This is a genomic window from Streptomyces sp. NBC_00289 (assembly GCF_041435115.1).
Classification (GTDB): Bacteria; Actinomycetota; Actinomycetes; order Streptomycetales; family Streptomycetaceae; genus Streptomyces.
Window position 1 is genome coordinate 10,358,669 of record NZ_CP108046.1, and the last position, 19,872, is coordinate 10,378,540.

Sequence of the window (19,872 nt, forward strand, 5' to 3'; positions counted from 1 at the left end):
CCCGGTGCCGCGCCTGCTCGCGGCTGCTGTTCGGCTCGGCGGGCAAGCATCGCCGAGTAGCGGTGGCCGGTGTCGTCGGCGTACGAGCTGAAGTGGCTCTGACACGAAAAATGCGGTGTGCCTGTGCTTCATAGTGAAGTCCAGGTCTTGCCGCCGTCGGAGGACTTGCCCGAGTCGGTGGCGAGGTTGCCGACGACCGAGACGCCGCCCTTGCCGTCCTCCTGGAACTGCGTCAGGCGGCGGAAGAGCAGGTTGGCGACCTGGCCGGCGTCCGAGACATAGATCTAGCCAGGGTCGAGGTGGGAGAGACCCGCCTCCTGGTAGACCTGGATGGTGGAGGCGACCGCGTCGCGTAGGTGCTCGGTCTACAGGTCGTCGGGCAGGAGGCGGAATGCCTGGTGGCCCGTCAGCGGCCGGATCATGCGGAAATGCCGGTCGGTAGTGAGAAGGACCTCGGTCCGGTAGGCGGCTGCGAGGGCGACGCTCATGGCGTCGGTCAGTCCGACGCCTTTGCCTTGGTCGGCGTCTGCATAGCCTTCGGCGACGGCGATCGCCGCGCTCAGGTGTGTGGCGAGAGAGGGGATCTCGAAGCGGCGCACGGCTGTGTTGCGTTCGATGAACCGTGCCGCGGTGAGGGCTTTGCTGGCTCCGGCCCGTGTTGAGATCAGATAGTCCAGTTCTGCCAGGACCATGGGAGAGATGACGAGATGGCTGACTGCCGCGAGGGCTTCCTTGTGCGCTTCATGGCCGGTGAGCTTCGGATCGAGGAGACGGTACAGGCCGTTGGTATCGGCAATTGCAATCATCGTCAGGCGCCCATTCCCCTGAGCGTCTCTTCGATCTCATCGTCGGCCAGATCAGGGAGGCCGAGGTCGGGCAGGTCAATTTCGCCCATGGGGTTTATGGGGTGCGAGGGGACGTCATCGTCGCTGACCGGCACCATCCGGGCCACCGCGACACCGTTCTTGGTGACCGTGATGGTCTCTCCGCGCGCTGCCGCAGCAAGCATCTGCGAGGACTTCTGATTAAACTCCCGAGCCGTGGCATCCATGTACTACATGTTACTACACCCCGTGTCTCACGCGGGCGTTCCGCCGGGACTGGACCAGGGTGTCCAGGACGTTGCCGTCCTGGTCCACCGCCCGCCACAGGTACCGCCACTCGCCGTTGATCTTCACGTAGACCTCGTCCAGATACCACTCATCGCAGGCCTTCGGCCTGCGGCGGCGCAGGCCGGCCGCGTACTGGGGCCCGAACTTGGTGCACCACTGCCGGACGGTTTCGTGGGAGACGATCACGCCGCGGGCGGGCATGAGCTCCTCGGCCTCGCGGAAGCTGAGCGGGAAGCGGTGGTACAGCCACACGCAGCGGGACATGACCTCCGCGGGTACCGGTACTTCTTGTACGACGGTGTCGCTCCGCCTCCACGACAGCCCCTCCCAGATGTTCAGAACCCCAGATCCGGAGCACCGCGCTCGCCACAAACCCTTTCACTGCTGGGTGTCATCTGTTTTCACCGGTGTGGTGCCCATATATAGAATGGCGTCCCTTCTCGTGTGTGGCCGATCATTCGGTGGGGTCGTTGGTGGTGTGGGATGGTGCGGTGGCGCTTTCGGGGAGCTTTGGGTAGAGCTTGGCCATGCTTCCCTCCGGCAGGTAGCGGCGGGGGCAGGCGATCCACTCGTCGTGCAGTTCGAAGAGAACGGCGGTGACCAGGCGCTCGAGCGCCCCGGGATTGGGGAAGAGATCTCCCGGTTCAACCGTTCCAGGGGGTTGGTCGACTTACCCGCGGACTTCCCGCCCTGGCGGACGGTCTGGGGCTTCATGGCCCGCTGGGCCGTCGCCGGAGTCATCGGACAGATCCGCGACCAGCTCGCCGGCCGGATCCGCCGCGAGATGGGAAAAGGCCCCAGAGCGGTGGCCACCGTGATCGACTCCCAGAGCGTCAAGGCTGCCGAGACCGTCGGCAAGGACTCCCGCGGCTACTGATGCGGGCAAGAAAATCAATGGCCGCAAGCGGCATCTCGTGGTCGATACCAGAGGTCTTCCGCTACTGGTCATGGTCACCCCGGCCTCCCTCAGCGACCGCGACGCGGCCAAGGAAGTGCTCTTCCGGCTCCGCCTGATGCCCGAGATCACCATCGTCTGGGCCGACTCCGCCTATGCCGGAAAGCTCGTCGGCTGGGCGAAACAGCACCTGAGCTTGTTCTTTTTCTTCCGGCCCCGAACGGTGTCTCGAACTAAGTCGCTCACCTGAGGGTTCGTCGGACGTGGGGGCGGCCTTCGTCTGATCATGTGCTCCGACCAAGGTGCACGTGACCACGACGAAGGCCGTGAGGATGAGTCTGCTGCCTGATGCTGTCCGCAGGGAAGCGTTCGCGGAAGCGTCACGCTTCCGGGGCGAGTTCTACGAGTGTCTGACCGCTCGGCGCGACGAACTGTTCGAGTTGGTGGACGCGGTGCTGTGTGCCGATGGTGCGGTGAAGTCCGCGGTGGACTTGACCCTTCTGCCCGAGCATCGGCGCGGGCACGGAGCGATGTACGGAGGCTTGAACCGCGGCCGGATCGACGTCGACCGGCTTCGGACGCTGCTGGCAGGGCTGCCCTTGCCGCGTTTCGACGGCGGGCGCCTGGTCTTGGCGGTCGATGTGTCGCCGTGGCTCCGCTCGGACGCGCCGTGCTCAGCCGACCGGCTGTTCTGTCACGTCTATGGCCGCGCGAAGACGGCATCGCAGTTCATTCCGGGCTGGCCCTATTCCTTCGTGGCCGTCCTGGAGCCGGGTGCCACGTCCTGGACCGCGATCCTGGACGCGGTCCGGCTCGGCCCGGCGGACGACGCGACCGCGGTCACGGCCTCCCAGCTGCGGGGTGTCATCGAACGGCTCATCGCCGCAGGCCAGTGGCAGGTCGGGGGCCCGGATATCGTGATCGTCATGGACGCCGGCTACGACGTCACCCGCCTGGCCTGGGTCCTGCGCGACCTGCCCGTCGAGCTGGTCGGCCGGGTCCGTTCCGACCGCGTCATGCGCCTGCCGAAGCCGCCTCGCGTCCACGACCCGAAGGGCGGGCGGCCACCCAAGCACGGCCCGGAATTCCGCTTCACCAGGCCGGAAACCTGGCCCGAGCCCGCGATCACCACGGTCACTGACACCACCAACTACGGCAAGGCCGAAACCCAGGCCTGGGACCGGGTCCACCCACGGCTCACCCACCGCTCCTCATGGCTCGACCACGACGGTGAACTTCCCCTGGTCGAGGGGACGTTGATCCGGTTGAAAGTCGAGCATCTGTCCAAGGACCGCGATGCCCCGCCGGTATGGTTATGGTCCTCCAAGACGGGCGCCACCCCGGAAGACGTGGACCGCTTCTGGCAGGCATTCCTCCGCCGCTTCGACCTGGAGCACACCTTCCGATTCGCGAAGCAGACCCTCGGCTGGACCACTCCGAAACTGCGTACTCCCGAGGCGGCGGACCGCTGGACCTGGATCCTGATCGTCGCTCACACCCAGCTCCGGCTCGCCCGGCCCCTCGCCGAAGACCTCCGCCGGCCGTGGGAGAAACCCGCCACCTCCGACCGGCTCACCCCGGCCCGGGTCCGCCGGGGGTTCAGGAACATTCGCGCCTACCTCGCCTGCCCGACCCGTGTTCCCAAACCCCGAGGCACCGGCCCCGGACGACCACCCGGCGCCAAGAACAGACACCGGGCACCCCGCTACGACGTCGGCAAGACCGTCAAACGCCCCGAGAGCCTCAAAGCCATCGGCAAGCCGGGAAGGTCTTGGTAGATAAAGAACAAGCTGAGCCTCACGATCAAGACCGTCAGCCGCCCCAAGGACACCTCCGGCTTCGTCGTCCTGCCCCGCCGCTGGGTCGTCGAACGCACCCTGGCCTGGCTGATGCACGCCCGCCGGCATGCACGCGACTACGAACGCCTCGTCCAGCACTCGGAGACCTTGATCACCTGGGCGGCCATCACGCTGATGACCCGCCGCATCACCCGCAAGCCAGCCCGTCGACCCGAATCGCCGACGCCCCGGCGGTATCAGCTCCCGCAAGCAGCCTGGATGCACGATGAGTGCTGCGTGCTCTGTTCCTCACGGCGCCCACTCGCAACGATGGGACGGCCAGCTACAGACAGGTCTAGGCGCTACCCCCGATAAAAGCCATAACGCCAGCCAGTCCGATTGCTCCAAGGACGGTTCCGACGGTGGCGATCCACAAGCGGCCGACGCCGCGGCTAGCGCAGTAGATACCCGCCGTGCCGAACGTGACAGAGAGAGCGCCAGCAAGGATGACCATGGGAGCGCGACGAAGACGAGCGTCGGCCACGCGCCTATCGCGGAGATAGTCCCGAGAACAAGCGCGGTGGGCCCCAGGGCGACGGCGGGTGTGTCGTTTCGGTCGGGCGTGGCCGGCTCAGGCATGCATATCCACAAGGGAGTTGACATCTCGCACACAACATCAACGACACCCGTCACCTGCCGTCACCAAAACAGAGTTTGATTCATGACACTCCCCTGCGATGCCCGAAACGCGAAGAAAGGCCGATCGGTCAGGCAGTGGTTACTCAGGATGCAGGTGTTGTCTGCCCGGATACTCATGGCGCGGGTGTGATGTGCGACGGCTGTGAGCGTAGTCGGAAGCGTGGTTTCTTCGGTGGCCGAGAGGTTGCCGGTTGCGCAGATCTCCCGATGTGGCGTGGTCGCTGCTGGTGTTGGCAGCGTTTGAAACTGCTGGAGTGGGATGTGTATGGCGTCGAGTTCGGAAGCGGCTGGCACTGGTCCGGGAGCGGGTTGTGCGTCGAGGCGGAGGGTGGTGGTTGAGGGGTTGGCTGTCGCCGCGGCGGTGACGGTGCTGGCCGGATGTGGCAGGCAGGAGAAAGAGGGGGCGGTGCGGGAGGCGGCGGCTGCGGCGGCTGCGGAGTTGGCCCGTGCGGATGAGGTTCCGCGCGGTGGGGGTTTGGTGGTGCCGTCGGCCAATGTGGTTCTGACCCGTGGTGAGGGTGGTGAGCTACGCGCTTATTCCGCGATTTGTACTCACGCGGGCTGCGTCGTCGCGGAGGTAAGCGATGGGAAGATCCTTTGCCCGTGCCACGGCAGCCGATTCGATGCCGTGACGGGGCGGCCGGTTCACGGCCCGGCGACTAAGGCCCTGCCCGTGGTGAAGGTCACCGAACGGGACGGAGTGATCGTCAAGGGCTGAGCCGCTGCAGCAAGCGTTCGGTAGGGACAGGACGACGGAGGCGGCTGCCCGACGTCCCATGAATCGATCCGCCTGCACGTTCTCGCAAGCATGGTTCGGCAAAGTGCCCCTGGCAGTCCTACTCCCGCGGCAGGCTGACCCTTCAGCGGTCCAAGACCAACCGGGAGGGTTATTCACAAGCCCACGGGGAGGCTTCCACCTCTTGGTCAACAGTAACGACCCCGCTCGGTAACCTGACGAGTTCTCATACAAGACAGGTGTTGCCGGGGCGGGGCAGGGAGCTGCCGAACAATAACTCCTCGATCTTGGTGAGGATCACGGGGGTGTGAGGTCGTGCCCGGCGATCTCGGCGAGCTGTTGGGCCGTGGTCATGGTGAGGGCGCCGGTCGAGACGGTGTGCCCGAGCGCGGCGAGAACGGGGGTGGTCTCCCGGAGGGTCGCGCCGATCCTGCTCTTGGGCAGGCCGGTTGCCTCGGCGAGCGGTGCCTGGTCCATGGACCAGCGCTTCTTGAGGAGGAAGACGATCAGCTGGTCGGCGACGGAGAGCCGTCTGCCGCCGGCGCCGGGGCCGCCGGCGGGGCGCTTTCCGGGCAGAAAGATCGGCGGGTGCTCGGTGCACCAGCTTGGTAGCGGGCGGTGAGCTCGTCGAAGGCGGCGGGCTCGAGTCCGGTGAGGCTGGGGTGCCGCAGCCAGGCAGGCAGCTTGTCACCGGCCGGGAAACGCCCGAACTCGGCACCGGGCGGGGGTGGTTCAGGGGCGAGGGGTTCGGGGCGCAGGGTGTAGTTCCACGTGCCGTGCCAGTCGTGCGGCGTGAGGGGCAGGCGGTCCATGACACTGTCAGGGACGGTGCCCCCGGTGGGGTAAGTGCCAGGGTCGAAGTCGGCGTGGACGACAGTCCGTTGCGTGTGGTGGTCGCTCCGATGGTGCTGACGACGACTTCGTGGCTGGTCAGGGGCCTGCCGCGCCAGTTGATGCTGATCTGCGAGAACAGCCGGTGCTCTATTTTGTTCCACTTCGAAGTTCCCGGCAGAAAGTGACAGACCGTCACATCAACGCCCGTCTCATAGGCGAAGTCCGCGAGTTCCTTCTTCCAGGCGCGCACACGGTAGCCGTTGGAGCCTCCGGCGTCGGCGGTGACCAACAGGCGGGAAGCGTGCGGGTAGCGGCGTCGCCCCTCACCGTTCCACCAGCGGCGCAAGGTGGCCACGGCGAAGGCGGAGGTGTCCCCGTCGCAGCCCACCGACACCCAGCCGGCGTCCGCGCCGATGTCGTAGATTCCGTAGGGCACCGCCTTCTGGGCGCCCTTCTCGGGAAAATCATGCGCGCGGACCTGCACCGGCTGCCCGGCGCGGTGCCATTCGCGTCCGATGACCGCGTAGCTGCCCAGCGTCTCCTTCTTCTTGGCGTCCACGCTGATGACCGGCTGCCCGTCGGCGAGGTATGCCGTGACCTGATCGTTGATGTAACGGAACTGGGCGTCCTGTCCGGGTGCCGGGCTCCCCCGGTGGTCCTCGAGGTGCCCTGCAGGGAGAACCCCTCCGCCTTCAGCAGTGAGGCCCACCGTGTCCGAGCCGACCCGGCGCCCCTGCCGAGTCAGCTCGGCCGCCAGATTCCGGGTGGACTTCACCGTCCACAGCAGCGGAGATTCCGGGTCGCCCCGCTGGTCCGGCTCGACCAGCGCCAGCAACGCGGGCACCAGCCCCGGATCCACCTCCCGCAAGGACCTCCGCCCCGCGCCCGGCGCCCGGACCCGACCCGCAGACTCCTCCTTGTCCTCCAGCTCCCGCTTCCCGCGCGACACCGTGGACTCAGCCACCCCGGCCGCCTGGGCCACCCTGCGAATCCCTCCATGGCCCAGAACACGGGCCGCCGCCGCACCCAGCGTCAGACGCTGCTGCCGCTCATCGAGATGTGGCAGCAACAGCCCGAACACATCCACCAGTTCTGCCTTCGTCCCCTCCGACACCACCGCATCCAGCCCATGAATACCGAGGAGTTATTGTTCGGCAGCTCCCTGCCCTGCGCGCCCTCGTGGAAGACAACCTCGCCGCGGCGAGTCCCGAACTACTGCGCGCGATGATCAAGACGTTCGCCGACGCGCTCATGTCCGCCGAGGCGGTTACTCTCTGCAACGCCGAATACGGGCGGGTCAACGACGAAAGCGTCAACCATTGAGCTTGTTCAGTTCGGCTACTGATCGGGTGAGGTGTGGTGAGGGCGGAACGGGCAGAGCCCCAGGGCTGTTGAGCGAGGTGTCTACGCTCAACTCTTCAGCCTTGGGGCTCTGTTGGTTCCTTATCGTGCCGTACTCGATGTTCCGCATGCCCTGGTGGAGTGGGTCACGATGCTCATCGTCACCCGTGAAGGTGACCGCAGGTGCAAGCTGCCAGCGTCCGAGCGCGCCCTGGTCACACTGGTATACCTGCGGAAGAACGACACCCTGTGTCAGCTCGCGGCCGGCTTCGGTATCAGCCTGGGCACCGCACACGCCCACGTGCACGCCGTGATCGGCCACCTCGCAGAGCTCGCGCCCGGTCTGACCGCGGCCCTGAGATCGCCCCGACGCCCGCTACCTGCTGCTGGAGGGGACACTCGCCGAGTGCGACCGGACCGGCGACGGCCGGGCGGACTACTGGGGAAAGCACCGCCGGCACGGCGTGAACCTGCAGGTGGTGACCGCTCCGGACGGCACGCTGGTGTGGATCTCGCCCGCGCTGCCCGGCCGGACCCACGATCTGACCGCGGCCCGACGGCACCGGATCATCGCTACGTGTATCCGCCTGGGCATCCCGATCCTGGCCGACCGCGGCTACCAGGGCGCCGGTGACATCGTCGTCGTGCCCCACAGACGACGACCGGGCAAAGACCTCACCGTCAAACAGAGAAGCGTCAACCGGGCGCACTCGCGTCTGCGGTGGCCCGTCGAGAGATCCATCGCATCGGTCAAGACCTGGCGGATCCTCCGCAAAGCCCACTGCAACCCGAGCCGGATGACGTCAATCGCCAGAGCCATTCTCACCCTGGAGACTCACCGCTGAACAAGCTCATTGCAACAGATATCGCCCGCGCGATTGGGACACCCGCGCCGGCACCGTCAAGTTGGCCATCCTCAAGCTGCGCCAGGGCAGTTACTTCCCGCACTGGCTCCTTGAACGGCGCCGCCGGGCCGAACAGGCCTCATCTCGGTGGTCGCCACCGCCTACCTGCTCGGCGTCAGTACGCGCCGGGTCGAGAAGCTCGCCGAGTCCCTGGTCGTCACACAACTGTCGAGTCCCAGAGGAGCGCGATGGCCAAGCACCTGGACGAGCAGTCGCCGCATTCCGCAACCGGCCCCTGGACCAAGGCCCTTACGCATTCGTCTGGGCCGATGCCCTGACCCAGAAGGTCCGTGAGGGCGTTGTCATGTTGTTTAGGGTATGGGCTGTATGACGCCGCGTCAGGGCCTGGTTGGGCCGGGTGGCGGCCTTGGGTCAGACCCTGGCGGGCTGGCCGGCGGCGCCGGTGATCTGATCTCAGATGGCGAAGCGGATGGTCATCTCGAGACGGTGTTGGGGGCGGTCATCAGGTGGCGGCCGGGTCGGAAGTGGGGTGAGATGCCGCTGAACGCGGACAGGAACCGCTGGGCCGTGCCGACGCCGCGGAAGCCTTTCATCGCGCGTTCGCGCTGCCGGGTAGGCTGGTGGGAATTCTCGGCCCGGTTGTTCACCCTCCTGTGGGAGCGGTGCTCGACCGAGGACAACGTGACAACGCCTCGGCGGGTTCCTCGCCCGCCGACGGCACTCCCGCCTCGGTCAGATCAGCCCGATCCCCTATGAACAGCGATCAACTACGCTAGCCACCACCGCATGACAACCGGTGTCCACGATCACGGGGAAGGCCCCCCGTCCGCACCACATCGGCCGACCCGCACCTGGCCTGAATATCCGTGGTCACCGCGAAGCCGCACCGCCTACGCTCCATCCCATGCGCAGCGTGTTCGTGTTTCCCGCAGGTGAGCGAGCCGAGACTGTCGCATCACTCGATCAGCACCTGCCCCAGCAGCGCGATCCGTGGACTCTGGACGGAAGCCTCTACATCGACATCAACGATGAGGAAACCGGGCACCTCTTCTCCGACTGGGAACCCAATGATGTCGCAGTCCTCGAAGCGGCCGTCGGACATCACCCCGGCTGGGCAGTGCAGATCGACATCTCAGGGCGGATCGATGGCACTGCAGAGCTTCACCAACTGGTCGCGCTGCTCCTTGAGCACGGGGGTGTTGCGGTTGACGACTACTCCGCCAACCCCTGGACTCTGCGAGAAATCGAGTCCGGGACCGTGATCGACGGCCTACGCTTCTTCCACTTCCGCACCTACCACGAACTCCACGGCAGGCTCGATCGTCACTCCGGCAAGTTCAGAGAAGGGACCGGGGTGAAGTGGTTGCGGCGGAAGTAACCGATCATCCCTTCGACGCCGCTTTTGGACAGCGCCGTCAAATGCTCCAGATCCGCATGGTGTGGAGCAACTTGTGACGGTCACGCACTCGTTCCATCCATGGCATGGGCGGTCGTACGAGTTCGTCGTGCGGCCCGAGACACTGAGCTTGTTCAGCGGTGAGTCTCCAGGGTGAGAATGGCTCTGGCGATTGACGTCATCCGGCTCGGGTTGCAGTGGGCTTTGCGGAGGATCCGCCAGGTCTTGACCGATGCGATGGATCTCTCGACGGGCCACCGCAGACGCGAGTGCGCCCGGTTGACGCTTCTCTGTTTGACGGTGAGGTCTTTGCCCGGTCGTCGTCTGTGGGGCACGAGGACGATGTCACCGGCGCCCTGGTAGCCGGGGTCGGCCAGGATCGGGATGCCCAGGCGGATACACGTAGCGATGATCCGGTGCCGTCGGGCCGCGGTCAGATCGTGGGTCCGGCCGGGCAGCGCGGGCGAGATCCACACCAGCGTGCCGTCCGGAGCGGTCACCACCTGCAGGTTCACGCCGTGCCGGCGGTGCTTTCCCCAGTAGTCCGCCCGGCCGTCGCCGGTCCGGTCGCACTCGGCGAGTGTCCCCTCCAGCAGCAGGTAGCGGGCGTCGGGGCGATCTCAGGGCCGCGGTCAGACCGGGCGCGAGCTCTGCGAGGTGGCCGATCACGGCGTGCACGTGGGCGTGTGCGGTGCCCAGGCTGATACCGAAGCCGGCCGCGAGCTGACACAGGGTGTCATTCTTCCGCAGGTATACCAGTGCGACCAGGGCGCGCTCGGACGCTGGCAGCTTGCACCTGCGGTCACCTTCACGGGTGACAATGAGCATCGTGACCCACTCCACCAGGGCATGCGGAACATCGAGTACGGCACGATAAGGAACCAACAGAGCCCCAAGGCTGAAGAGTTGAGCGTAGACACCTCGCTCAACAGCCCTGGGGCTCTGCCCGTTCCGCCCTCACCACACCTCACTCGATCAGTAGCCGAACTGAACAAGCTCGTGGGGCGAGGACCGCGTGTACTTCCGCGACGAGGCGGGAGAAGTCCTGTCCGCGCCGACGGCGTGGACCGATGCGGGCGGCGAGGACCCCTTCGTCGTTCTCGCCGCCGGCCGCAGCAGCCCGTTCCGCACCGAGGATCTGCTCGCCCTGGCCGATTTGATCGACCACCTCGACGGCCGCGGTGAGAATGTCAAGAAGATGACGCCGTGAACGCCTTGGGATTCACGCCGCAGTGGTGGGCGCGCGTCCCGCGCACGGTGCTCGAGACAGTGCACGCCATGCCGACTGGCCTGCACGGATACGTGATCCGGTGCCTCTGCGCGCTCTTGTCCGTGAGGGGCCGCGACGCAATTCTTGAGGCAGCACGTGAGCGAGGGAGGCGGCATGGCCGGCAACGCGACGAACAACCCGAAAGAGGCCGCACTGCGGGCGACGCGGACGCTTAACCCGCGGCCGGCGAAACGGGTCTGGGTGGAACACTTCCAACGCCGAACACAAGCAGTGGCGCACCTCTCAGCGCTACATCGGACGCCGCGAGCACTTCGACGAGACCTTCGCCGCCATCGCCGGCCTAAGGGCTCGTAGCGAAACAAGTTATGAATCAGTCGCGCGGCGCGTACGTTTCCTGCTATGCCGATCGATATGGAGTCCCTGGCCCGGCGCTACGAGGCGATCCGGGATCACCTGACCGAGCGGCAGCGACGGTTGTGGCTCGGCAACGAGGCTCGTGAGCTGGGTGGCGGCGGTGCACGGATCGTCTGTGAGGCGACCGGGGTGTCCCAGGACACGATCCGACGGGGCCGCGGGGAACTGGACGATCCGCAGCCGCTGGCGGTCGGGCGGTCCCGGGGGCCGGGAGGCGGCCGCAGACGGGCCGAGGTCCTGGACCCGCAACTGGCCGTGGACCTGGATGCCCTGGTCGAGCCGGAGACTCGTGGTGATCCGATGAACCCGCTGCGCTGGACCACGAAATCGCTGTCGCACCTGGTTGCCGAGCTGGTCAATCGGGGACACCGGTGCACCGAGAACGTCGTGGCCCGACTGCTGCACGAGGCCGGCTACTCCTTGCAGGGCAACGCCAAAACCGTCGAGGGCAAGCAGCACCCCGACCGCGACGCCCAGTTCCGCTACCTCAACGATCAGGTCAGGGCGGCCCTCGCTGCCGGACAGCCCGTCGTGTCCGTGGACTGCAAGAAAAAGGAACTGATCGGGAACTTCAAGAACGTCGGCAAGGAATGGCGACCGCCTGGGGACCCGGTGAAGGTCAACGTCCACGACTTCCCCGGACCGGCCGGCAAAGCCATCCCCTACGGCGTCTACGACATCGGCGCCAACGCCGGCTGGGTCAGCGTCGGCATGGATCACGACACCGCCGCGTTCGCCGTGAACACCCTGCGGACCTGGTGGAACAACGTCGGCCGGGCCGCATATCCGCAGGCCACGACACTGACGATCACCGCGGACAGCGGCGGATCCAACGGCAGCCGACTACGGGCCTGGAAGACCGGGCTGGCTGCCCTCGCCGCCGAGACCGGCCTGTCGATCACCGTGCTGCACCTGCCGCCGGGTACTTCGAAGTGGAATCGCATAGAGCACCGGCTGTTCTCCGCAATCACCATGAACTGGCGCGGGACACCACTGACCAGCCACGAGGCCGCCGTTTCCCTGATCGGTGCGACGACGACCGAGACCGGCCTGACCGTGTCCGCGGCCCTGGACACCGGTGTCTACCCCACAGGCATCAAGATCAGCGACAAGGCCATGAAGGCCCTCCCGCTGACCCGTCACGAAACCCACGGCCAGTGGAACTACACCATCAGCCCACCCGCCGACACTCCCGAACCCGCAGACGTTAAATCACACTGAGCCCTAATCTCCGACCGAGCCGCCGAACGATGATCAACCTCCAGCCAACCCACCAGGCCAGCACGACCCAACCTCAATCGCGCACCCCTCCGCTACCTCCGCAGCGAATTGCGCAGCAGTGTCGGAGCCGGGTCGGGTCCGGCGGGCTTGGTGCTGGTCATGAGGGGGTGGTTCTCCTGTCGTGCCCTCGGAACGTCTCACCCAACGGCTGACAGAGAGAGGGGGGCAGTCTCGTATTCGGCAGGCTGAGGTAGCCGAGGCTGCTGTGCAGGCGGTGCAAGTAGGGTTGGAGCAAAGCCTACTCACCCATGTTCCCCTTCCAATCCCCTAGATTGCTGCTGCACGGCCACCAGCGCCTGCAAAACGACTCAGGCGGTAGGCCACATGAACCAGAAGATCGAGGGCACCGCAGCCTGGGTCCTCGCTGGCCTCGGTGCAGTAACTGGACTGCTGGTGTGGGCACCGCGGGCCGCGTTCAGCATTGATGGCGGCTTCGAGGGCCATGCCCGCGATCTGAGCGTACTCTTCCTAGACCTGCCGCTCATTCTGCTCGGTGGCACGGTGGTTCCGCTCTTCACATGGACGCTGGCCACGCGGTCGACGGGTCGCCCCTGCATCGCGGTGCTCACGACCCTGGCGACACTCGCTCTCGGGCTGTGGGGGCTCACCGAGTGGTACACGCCTCGCCAGCACCCTGACCCCGGTTATACCGGCCCCGGGCTTTGATCCCGGCAGCATGAGGACTCGAACTCGTAGGCTGCCAAGCCAGTTGACTCTGAGCGGCGGCGCATGCAGGCGGTTGATTTTTTCGAGCATGGGATGCGTCAGAGCAAGGTCGCGAAGGTGCTCGGGGTAACGCCGCAAGCAGTCAGCCTGTGGCGTCGGGCCTGTGAGGCGGGTGGCCGGGAGGCTCTGCTATCCAAGGGGTGGGCGGCAACTCGTACCTGAGCGCGGAGCAGGAACTGGAGGATCTGCTGCGGGCGGGGCCGGCGGCGTACGACTGGGAGGACCAGCGGTGGACGCTGGCCCGGGTCGGGTGCTGATCGGGGAGCGTTCTCGGTGCGGTACGAGATCTCCGGGGTCTGGCGGTTGCTGGACCGGATGGGCTGGTCGTGGCAGGTGTCGAAATTGGGGGCCGTGGAGCGGAACGAGGAGGCGATTGCCGCATGGCGCACGGAAACGTGGCCAGCGGCTTCCCATCCGCGCGCAGGTCACCGCCGACGGCGGATGGGTCTGTCAGGCGTCGGGCGGCTACACGAAGAAGGACTTGGCCCTACTGCACCGCCGCCTGGGCGGCCGGTACCACGCTGCCACCTCATGACCGCCCCGGAACACCGTCTCGAGATGATCACCCGGTTCGCCGTCTGGGAACAGATCACCCCCGTTGCCAGCCTGCCCGCTGTGGCCTGACCAATAGCCCACGGGCGAACCGACCACACGCCCTAACATACCGTCAGGCGTCAACACACCCGACGACGTCACAACACCTCACCGAGCGCACCAGTGTCACCGTTTGGTCGCAATCCGATCTTCCTGCAACCGACGTCCCCCCGCCCCGCTCTAGTTGATGGAGGCCACAAACTATGCAAGGGGAGGCTCATCATGGCAGATATACGCAGGCGGGGAGCCGTCGTACTGGGGATCACCGGACTGGTGGCACCGCTCACTCTCGCGCTCGGCGCCGCTCCGGCGCAGGCCGCGAGCTGTACCACGGCGGCGGGGCCGTACCAGAAGAAGGTGGAGAAGTTCCTCGGCCGTCCGGTCGACGGAAGGCAGTCCTCCGCCGACTGCAAGGCCATCCAGTCGTTCCAGAACAAGCACGGCATCACACCGAACATCGGCTACGCGGGTCCCGTCACCTGGGGCGTGATGGACCTGATGAACAAGCAGAAGGCCGTCGGGAACAACCCGAACAGGGACGGCAGGTGCCCGGTCAACAAGGGCCGGATCGCCTGCGTGAACCTGACGCTCCAGCTCAGCTGGATCCAGGACGGCAGCCGGCTCGTCTACGGCCCGGTGCCGGTCCGCACCGGTCGCGACGGCTACGAGACCCGCACAGGCCTGAAGAAGATCTACTGGCGCGACATCGACCACGTCTCGAGCATCTACGACGTGCCCATGCCCTACAGCCAGTTCTTCGACGGCGGCCAGGCCTTCCACTCGGTCGGCCTCAGCATGTGGAACCCGCCGGGCTCGCACGGCTGCGTCAACATGACCACGACCACCGCCAAGAAGTACTGGTCGCTTCTGAAGAAGGGCGACGACGTCTTCGTGTACGGCCGCAAGCTGGGCACCTGAGACGGCTGAGGCGCAGTTGATAGTGTCCAGATACGTCGATTTTATAAATATGCGCAAAATTACTTCCGTGGAACAACTGACTCCGGCTCAAGTTGAGCAGCTTGCATTATGCGGCGTTGCCTACGACGGGGAAAACCTACCCGCCAAGGAGCGCGTGTCATCTTCGGAAGTAGCAGACGACGAGGGCGTCCTCAATACATGCGAGCTTTGGATGTAGCGATTGATGATTCCGTTGTCTACGAAGCCTGGTTCTACCAGGCAGACAGCGGTTCCATATTCAAAGAAAACACTACTGAAATGGTGCGGAGGTGATTCAGTGTGGACTTGAGTGCGACGACGAAGAGGTGGAATTGGAAAAATTGGCGCGGCTATGGTCAAGTCGGGGCTACTGCCTTCTGGAGATTCCGAGTATGAGCGTTTCAATCAGTCCTTAAACGAAACATCGCAGCACTAGCCTCGATCTTTCGTGAGGGTCCGCCGACGGAGTCGGTGGACCCTTTTGCTTTCCGGAGCTGATGCCGGGCAGGCTGGTGGCCCGGCTGTCGCGTCGGGTGGGCGCCGGGTTCCACTGCCCGGGGCGGGTGATGCTGTCGCAGGGACGGTGGGTTGCTGGTCAGCCGGGGTCGGGCAGGAGCGCGAGTCGTTCGAGGGCGGCGGTGATCTCGTCGGTCCAGGGCCAGTGCCGGGCGAGGCGGAGAATCCTGCGCCGACCGGTTGTGATGAGCTGGCCGGCCGCGGAGAACAGGCGAAAGCGCAAGCGACGCGGTTCCCAGAGCCTCGCCCGGTCGGTCAGCGCGAGCATGGGCATCCATGCCAGCAGGTCGAGCGCGATCTGGACGATCTCCATCCAGACCCGGTTCTGGGCGGTGCCGTGCAGGGGCAGGTTGCGCAGGCCGGTGGCCCGGGCGGCCCGGATCCGGTCCTCAGCCCGTGCCCGGAGCCGGTGACGCAGCTCGAGCTCGGCGATCGGCCGGCCGGTGGTGTTGGTCGCGAAGCATGTGATCCGCATGCCGTCCGCGTCCGTGATCCTCAACTGGGCGCCAGGATGAGGCCGTTCCTTGCGGACGATGAGCCGCATGCCCTTGGGCCAGCCGTCCAGGAGCTTACCGGTGAGCTCGGCGACCCAGGCCCCGTCCCGCGCCTCACCGTCGGTCTCGATGGCCGGGGTCCAGGCCGAGGCGGGGACCTTCAGCACGTGTTCGTGGATGGCTTCGCTGACCGTCATGCCGACCGAGTAGGACAGCCATCGGCCCCGCTTCGCGAGCCAGGACACGAAGTCGTGGGTGCCGCCGGCGGAGTCCGTGCGGATCAGCGTCTGCCGTCCTCGTCGGTATCGCTTGGGCAGTTGGGCCAGGGCGAGTTGGGCGGTGGTGATGTGGTCGGCAGCGGTGTTGGAGCCCGCGTTTCCCGGTCTGAGGAGGGTGGCGACCGGCTCTCCGGTTCCGCCCGGTCCGTGGTCGACGAAGGCCGTCAGCGGGTGATGGCCGTAGGTCTTCTTCCACGTTGGCGCCGCGTCCTGCTTGTCGGAGTGGGCGATCACGAGGACGCCGTCGAGGTCGACGGTGACCTGACCGTCGGCGTCCGGGGCGTTCTCGCCGGCCAACGACCAGGCACGATGGCGGACTTCGGAGCGTGCGGACCGGATGGCCTGCAGGGCTTTCTCGCCGGACGCGGCGAGGGTGTCGATCAGGCGGGAGACGGTCGGATCGGAGGCGACCGGGCCGAAGATGGCCCGCTCACACCGCAGCATCGCGACGTCCGCGAGGCAGTCCCCGCCCAGTGCGACCGCCAGGGCAACGTCCAGGAGGATCTTGCCGGGATCGTGGACGGCCCGCGGTTTGCGCCACGGAGCCAGAGCTGCGGATATCGCCTGGTCAAGGCCCGTCTTGCGGACCGTCTCCAGCAGCAGGACCGCACCGGCCTGCGAGACCACCTGCCGACCGTCTCCCCGGACACGGACATGTGGGTACGACGAGATAGGCTCTCTCACCTGGAAAGTGCTCTTTTCCTTGCAGCCAACAGGACCCTCAGCAAGTCCTATCGTTGCAGGTCAAGGGCACTTTCCGTGTTTCTGATCAACGCTTGGACAGCCCACCTCGTGAAAGCGCGAGGCTAGAGATCTCAGGTGGACACGGCCGCCGGGGGCCTTCCTGTGCGCCGCCAGGCCAGGTGACGTCGACCAGTGAGCTTGTTCAGTTCGGCTACTGATCGGGTGAGGTGTGGTGAGGGCGGAACGGGCAGAGCCCCAGGGCTGTTGAGCGAGGTGTCTACGCTCAACTCTTCAGCCTTGGGGCTCTGTTGGTTCCTTATCGTGCCGTACTCGATGTTCCGCATGCCCTGGTGGAGTGGGTCACGATGCTCATCGTCACCCGTGAAGGTGACCGCAGGTGCAAGCTGCCAGCGTCCGAGCGCGCCCTGGTCACACTGGTATACCTGCGGAAGAACGACACCCTGCGTCAGCTCGCGGCCGGCTTCGGTATCAGCCTGGGCACCGCACACGCCCACGTGCACGCCGTGATCGGCCACCTCGCAGAGCTCGCGCCCGGTCTGACCGCGGCCCTGAGATCGCCCCGACGCCCGCTACCTGCTGCTCGAGGGGACACTCGCCGAGTGCGACCGGACCGGCGACGGCCGGGCGGACTACTGGGGAAAGCACCGCCGGCACGGCGTGAACCTGCAGGTGGTGACCGCTCCCGACGGCACGCTGGTGTGGATCTCGCCCGCGCTGCCCGGCCGGACCCACGATCTGACCGCGGCCCGACGGCACCGGATCATCGCTACGTGTATCCGCCTGGGCATCCCGATCCTGGCCGACCCCGGCTACCAGGGCGCCGGTGACATCGTCGTCGTGCCCCACAGACGACGACCGGGCAAAGACCTCACCGTCAAACAGAGAAGCGTCAACCGGGCGCACTCGCGTCTGCGGTGGCCTGTCGAGAGATCCATCGCATCGGTCAAGACCTGGCGGATCCTCCGCAAAGCCCACTGCAACCCGAGCCGGATGACGTCAATCGCCAGAGCCATTCTCACCCTGGAGACTCACCGCTGAACAAGCTCAGTGTCTCGGGCCGGACATGGAACAGGGCGGCGATAGCGATCTGGGGTAGGCCGTGCCGGTAATAAAGGACGGCGGCCAGGAGACGTGTTGCCGTCGCCCTTGGCGCGTGGCCGGTGGCCGCGTCGTTTGTCCACGTGCGTCTCACGCTGGGCCTCGTGAAGGGCGGTCAGCGTGGGGAGAGGTCGGGGCTCGGCTGGTCGAAGGGGTCCGGGGCGTATGCCTTGGGGCGGTGAAGTCGGCCCGAAGCACGGTCTCCTCTTTCAATCGAGCCGTTTCTTCGGGCCGCTTCCCGCACCCGGCGTGCCACTCTCATGGCACCGGGCGCTCCACAAGTCCCGTTTTGCTGTTGATGATCGTCCTCATGCCGTGGTCGGCCAGGGGGAAGGGATGGCCGCGCCCCGGTAGCGGTAGCGTGTTGTGCGCACCTTTCCGGGGTCGAACAGCGTCCGTTCCTCTCCAACTGGCCGCCAACCACCCCCGCAGTAGCGGCGGCGGAGGTCCCATCAGGCGACGCTCTTCCCGCCCCAGCTTGCTGCTTCCGGGTGCTCCCGGTCCCTGGGCGACGTACTCGTCCAGGACCGACAGGGCCACGTTGCTGAGCAACGGCGACAAGATCGAACCCTGGGGTTCCGGCGCTGGTTTCTCGCAGTCCGCGATCCTCGCCGAGGATGCCCGCTTTGAGGAATGCCTTCACCAGGAGGGTTATTCACAAGCCCACGGGGAGGCTTCCACCCCTTGGTCAACCGCAACGACCCCGCTCGGTAACCTGACGAGTTCTCGCACAAGACAGGTGTTGCCGGGGCGGGGTCGTTGAGCTGGCAGGTTACAACCGGGTTGGGTGCGGAGCAATTGAGCTTGTTCAGCGGTGAGTCTCCAGGGTGAGGATGGCTTTGGTGATTGACGTGATTGCGGTGGGGTGGCAGCGCGCTTTGCGGAGGATGCGCCAGGTCTTGATCTCCGCGATGGTCCGTTCGACAGGCCAAGGAAGTCGGGAGTGGGCCCGGTTGACGCATTTCTGTTTGAGTGTGAGGTCTTTCCCGGGTTTGCGTCGGTGCGGGACGGCGACGATGTCGCCGGCGCCCTGGTAGCTCCGGTCTGCGATGACAGGGATGCCGAGACGGATACAGGTGGCGATGATCCGGTGTCGGCGGGCCGCGGTGAGATCGTGAGTACGACCCGGCAGAGCAGGCGAAATCCAGACGAGTGTTCCATCTGGTGCTATCCACGACCTGTAGGTTCACGCCGTGTCGGCGGTGTTTGCCCGAGTAGTCCGCGCGGCCGTCGCCGGTTCGGTCGCATTCGGCGAGTGTCCCGTCCAGAAGAACGTACCGGGTGTCGGCCGATCTCAGGGCCGCTGTCAATCCCGGTGCAAGATCGGCCAGAAGTGCCACGACCGCGTGGACATGGGCGTGGGCGGTGCCAAACCGATGCCGAAACCGGCCGCGAGCTGTCGCAGGGTGTCGTTCTTCCGCAGGTACACCAGTGCGACCAGGGCCCGCCGCGACGGGGACAGCTTGCATCTTCGGTCACCCTCCCGGGTGACGATCAGTATCGTCAGCCACTCCACGAGGGCATGCGGGACATCGAGTACGGCACGATAAGGAACCAACAGAGCCCCAAGGCTGAAGAGTTGAGCGTAGACACCTCGCTCAACAGCCCTGGGGCTCTGCCCGTTCCGCCCTCACCACACGTCACCCGATCAGTGGCCGAACTGAACAAGCTCACTGACCCAGCCGGTGTTCGCAGCCAGGTCATAGATGCCATAGGGCACGGCCTTCCCGAGTACTTTGTCCGGGAAGTCATGGGTGCTGACCTGCACGTGGTCGCCTGCGAGCCGCCACTCGCGGCCGCCGTTCCCGTACGACCCCACGATTTCCTTCTTCTTCGTATCGACGCCGATCACCGGGTCCCCGGCGTCGAATCAGACTCACTCTACGAGCGCATGGGGTAGGTCGAGTGCGGCAGGATAGATGACCAACGAGGCGTCCGGGCA

At 66.1% G+C, this 19,872-nt stretch carries 11 protein-coding genes and 16 pseudogenes; 15 read left to right on the plus strand and 12 right to left on the minus strand.

All coding sequences use genetic code 11. The features are described 5' to 3' along the window. Positions 1–137 precede the first annotated feature (137 nt). The 5 genes and pseudogenes from OG985_RS47390 to OG985_RS47410 form a co-directional block, all read right to left on the minus strand. A pseudogene (locus OG985_RS47390) lies at positions 138–335 on the minus strand (ABC transporter substrate-binding protein); the annotation flags it as partial. A gap of 30 nt (positions 336–365) precedes the next feature. Continuing rightward, positions 366–812 carry a PIN domain-containing protein gene (locus tag OG985_RS47395; RefSeq protein ID WP_371674216.1) on the minus strand — a complete coding sequence of 149 codons (447 nt, stop codon included), beginning with the start codon at positions 810–812 and terminating at the stop codon, positions 366–368. Next, entirely contained in the window at positions 809–1,051 is a 243-nt protein-coding gene (locus OG985_RS47400) for a type II toxin-antitoxin system Phd/YefM family antitoxin (RefSeq protein ID WP_371666524.1), read from the minus strand. Before OG985_RS47400 ends, OG985_RS47395 begins: the two co-directional genes overlap by 4 nt. A 37-nt stretch (positions 1,052–1,088) precedes the next feature. Further along, positions 1,089–1,417: pseudogene (locus tag OG985_RS47405) on the minus strand (IS6 family transposase); the annotation flags it as partial. A gap of 149 nt (positions 1,418–1,566) precedes the next feature. Beyond that, positions 1,567–1,781, minus strand: a pseudogene (locus OG985_RS47410) (transposase); the annotation flags it as partial. Position 1,782: 1 nt separating this feature from the next. Here OG985_RS47410 and OG985_RS47415 point away from each other — a divergent pair. The 4 genes and pseudogenes from OG985_RS47415 to OG985_RS47430 form a co-directional block, all read left to right on the plus strand. After that, positions 1,783–2,245, plus strand: a pseudogene (locus OG985_RS47415) (transposase); the annotation flags it as partial. A 94-nt stretch (positions 2,246–2,339) separates the two neighbouring features. Then, a complete protein-coding gene (locus OG985_RS47420; RefSeq protein ID WP_371674215.1) occupies positions 2,340–3,785 on the plus strand; it encodes an NF041680 family putative transposase in 1,446 nt (481 codons plus the stop codon). 3 nt (positions 3,786–3,788) lie between these two features. Further along, positions 3,789–4,008 (plus strand): annotated as a pseudogene (locus OG985_RS47425) (transposase); the annotation flags it as partial. 819 nt (positions 4,009–4,827) lie between these two features. Then, positions 4,828–5,202, plus strand: a complete 375-nt coding sequence (locus OG985_RS47430) for a Rieske (2Fe-2S) protein (protein ID WP_371666523.1) — start codon at positions 4,828–4,830, stop codon at positions 5,200–5,202. A 315-nt stretch (positions 5,203–5,517) separates the two neighbouring features. On the opposite strand, the gene OG985_RS47435 is transcribed toward OG985_RS47430, so the two are convergent. Both OG985_RS47435 and OG985_RS47440 read right to left on the minus strand, forming a co-directional pair. Continuing rightward, entirely contained in the window at positions 5,518–5,697 is a 180-nt protein-coding gene (locus OG985_RS47435; RefSeq protein ID WP_371666522.1) for a hypothetical protein, read from the minus strand. Between the two features lie 29 nt (positions 5,698–5,726). Next, a pseudogene (locus OG985_RS47440) lies at positions 5,727–7,171 on the minus strand (ISAzo13 family transposase). 62 nt (positions 7,172–7,233) lie between these two features. Here OG985_RS47440 and OG985_RS47445 point away from each other — a divergent pair. The 3 genes and pseudogenes from OG985_RS47445 (at position 7,234) to OG985_RS47455 (ending at position 8,631) form a co-directional block, all read left to right on the plus strand. Further along, positions 7,234–7,377, plus strand: a complete 144-nt coding sequence (locus OG985_RS47445; protein WP_371666521.1) for a hypothetical protein — start codon at positions 7,234–7,236, stop codon at positions 7,375–7,377. Positions 7,378–7,489: 112 nt separating this feature from the next. Then, positions 7,490–8,240 (plus strand): annotated as a pseudogene (locus OG985_RS47450) (transposase family protein). Between the two features lie 61 nt (positions 8,241–8,301). Further along, positions 8,302–8,631 (plus strand): transposase, encoded by a 330-nt coding sequence (locus OG985_RS47455; RefSeq protein WP_371666520.1) that lies wholly within the window; start codon positions 8,302–8,304, stop codon positions 8,629–8,631. An 83-nt stretch (positions 8,632–8,714) separates the two neighbouring features. Here OG985_RS47455 and OG985_RS47460 read toward each other — a convergent pair. After that, a pseudogene (locus OG985_RS47460) lies at positions 8,715–8,941 on the minus strand (DDE-type integrase/transposase/recombinase); the annotation flags it as partial. A 224-nt stretch (positions 8,942–9,165) separates the two neighbouring features. Between OG985_RS47460 and OG985_RS47465 the strand changes: the two are divergent. Beyond that, the gene (locus OG985_RS47465; protein ID WP_371666519.1) at positions 9,166–9,639 is read left to right on the plus strand and encodes a hypothetical protein; all 474 of its coding nucleotides are present in this window, start codon (positions 9,166–9,168) and stop codon (positions 9,637–9,639) included. A gap of 152 nt (positions 9,640–9,791) precedes the next feature. Here the strand turns inward: OG985_RS47465 and OG985_RS47470 are convergent. After that, a pseudogene (locus OG985_RS47470) lies at positions 9,792–10,542 on the minus strand (transposase family protein). Positions 10,543–10,666: 124 nt separating this feature from the next. Between OG985_RS47470 and OG985_RS47475 the strand changes: the two are divergent. The 6 genes and pseudogenes from OG985_RS47475 to OG985_RS47500 all read left to right on the plus strand — a co-directional run. Then, positions 10,667–10,867, plus strand: a pseudogene (locus tag OG985_RS47475) (DUF5372 family protein); the annotation flags it as partial. Positions 10,868–11,287: 420 nt separating this feature from the next. Beyond that, a pseudogene (locus OG985_RS47480) lies at positions 11,288–12,481 on the plus strand (ISAzo13 family transposase); the annotation flags it as partial. A 426-nt stretch (positions 12,482–12,907) separates the two neighbouring features. Beyond that, positions 12,908–13,249, plus strand: coding sequence for a hypothetical protein (locus OG985_RS47485; protein WP_371666518.1), 342 nt, complete (start codon positions 12,908–12,910; stop codon positions 13,247–13,249). Positions 13,250–13,309: 60 nt separating this feature from the next. After that, positions 13,310–13,471, plus strand: a pseudogene (locus OG985_RS47490) (helix-turn-helix domain-containing protein); the annotation flags it as partial. 111 nt (positions 13,472–13,582) lie between these two features. Next, a pseudogene (locus OG985_RS47495) lies at positions 13,583–13,690 on the plus strand (winged helix-turn-helix domain-containing protein); the annotation flags it as partial. A gap of 435 nt (positions 13,691–14,125) precedes the next feature. Then, positions 14,126–14,821, plus strand: a complete 696-nt coding sequence (locus OG985_RS47500) for a L,D-transpeptidase family protein (protein ID WP_371666517.1) — start codon at positions 14,126–14,128, stop codon at positions 14,819–14,821. 613 nt (positions 14,822–15,434) lie between these two features. On the opposite strand, the gene OG985_RS47505 is transcribed toward OG985_RS47500, so the two are convergent. After that, a complete protein-coding gene (locus tag OG985_RS47505; RefSeq protein WP_371666516.1) occupies positions 15,435–16,811 on the minus strand; it encodes an IS1380 family transposase in 1,377 nt (458 codons plus the stop codon). Positions 16,812–17,119: 308 nt separating this feature from the next. On the opposite strand from OG985_RS47505, the pseudogene OG985_RS47510 reads away from it, so the two are divergent. Then, a pseudogene (locus tag OG985_RS47510) lies at positions 17,120–17,870 on the plus strand (transposase family protein). An 868-nt stretch (positions 17,871–18,738) separates the two neighbouring features. Here OG985_RS47510 and OG985_RS47515 read toward each other — a convergent pair. Both OG985_RS47515 and OG985_RS47520 read right to left on the minus strand, forming a co-directional pair. Beyond that, positions 18,739–19,488: pseudogene (locus tag OG985_RS47515) on the minus strand (transposase family protein). Positions 19,489–19,602: 114 nt separating this feature from the next. Then, positions 19,603–19,791 (minus strand): annotated as a pseudogene (locus OG985_RS47520) (ISAzo13 family transposase); the annotation flags it as partial. Positions 19,792–19,872: the final 81 nt, after the last annotated feature.

What these genes read in the sequence shown, in the direction of transcription:
- OG985_RS47400 (WP_371666524.1), bottom strand. Translation starts at nt 1,051, where the DNA reads ATGGATGCCACGGCTCGGGAGTTTAATCAGAAGTCCTCGCAGATGCTT.
- OG985_RS47420 (WP_371674215.1), top strand. Translation starts at nt 2,340, where the DNA reads ATGAGTCTGCTGCCTGATGCTGTCCGCAGGGAAGCGTTCGCGGAAGCG.
- OG985_RS47435 (WP_371666522.1), bottom strand. Translation starts at nt 5,697, where the DNA reads ATGGACCAGGCACCGCTCGCCGAGGCAACCGGCCTGCCCAAGAGCAGG.
- OG985_RS47465 (WP_371666519.1), top strand. Translation starts at nt 9,166, where the DNA reads ATGCGCAGCGTGTTCGTGTTTCCCGCAGGTGAGCGAGCCGAGACTGTC.
- OG985_RS47485 (WP_371666518.1), top strand. Translation starts at nt 12,908, where the DNA reads ATGAACCAGAAGATCGAGGGCACCGCAGCCTGGGTCCTCGCTGGCCTC.
- OG985_RS47500 (WP_371666517.1), top strand. Translation starts at nt 14,126, where the DNA reads ATGGCAGATATACGCAGGCGGGGAGCCGTCGTACTGGGGATCACCGGA.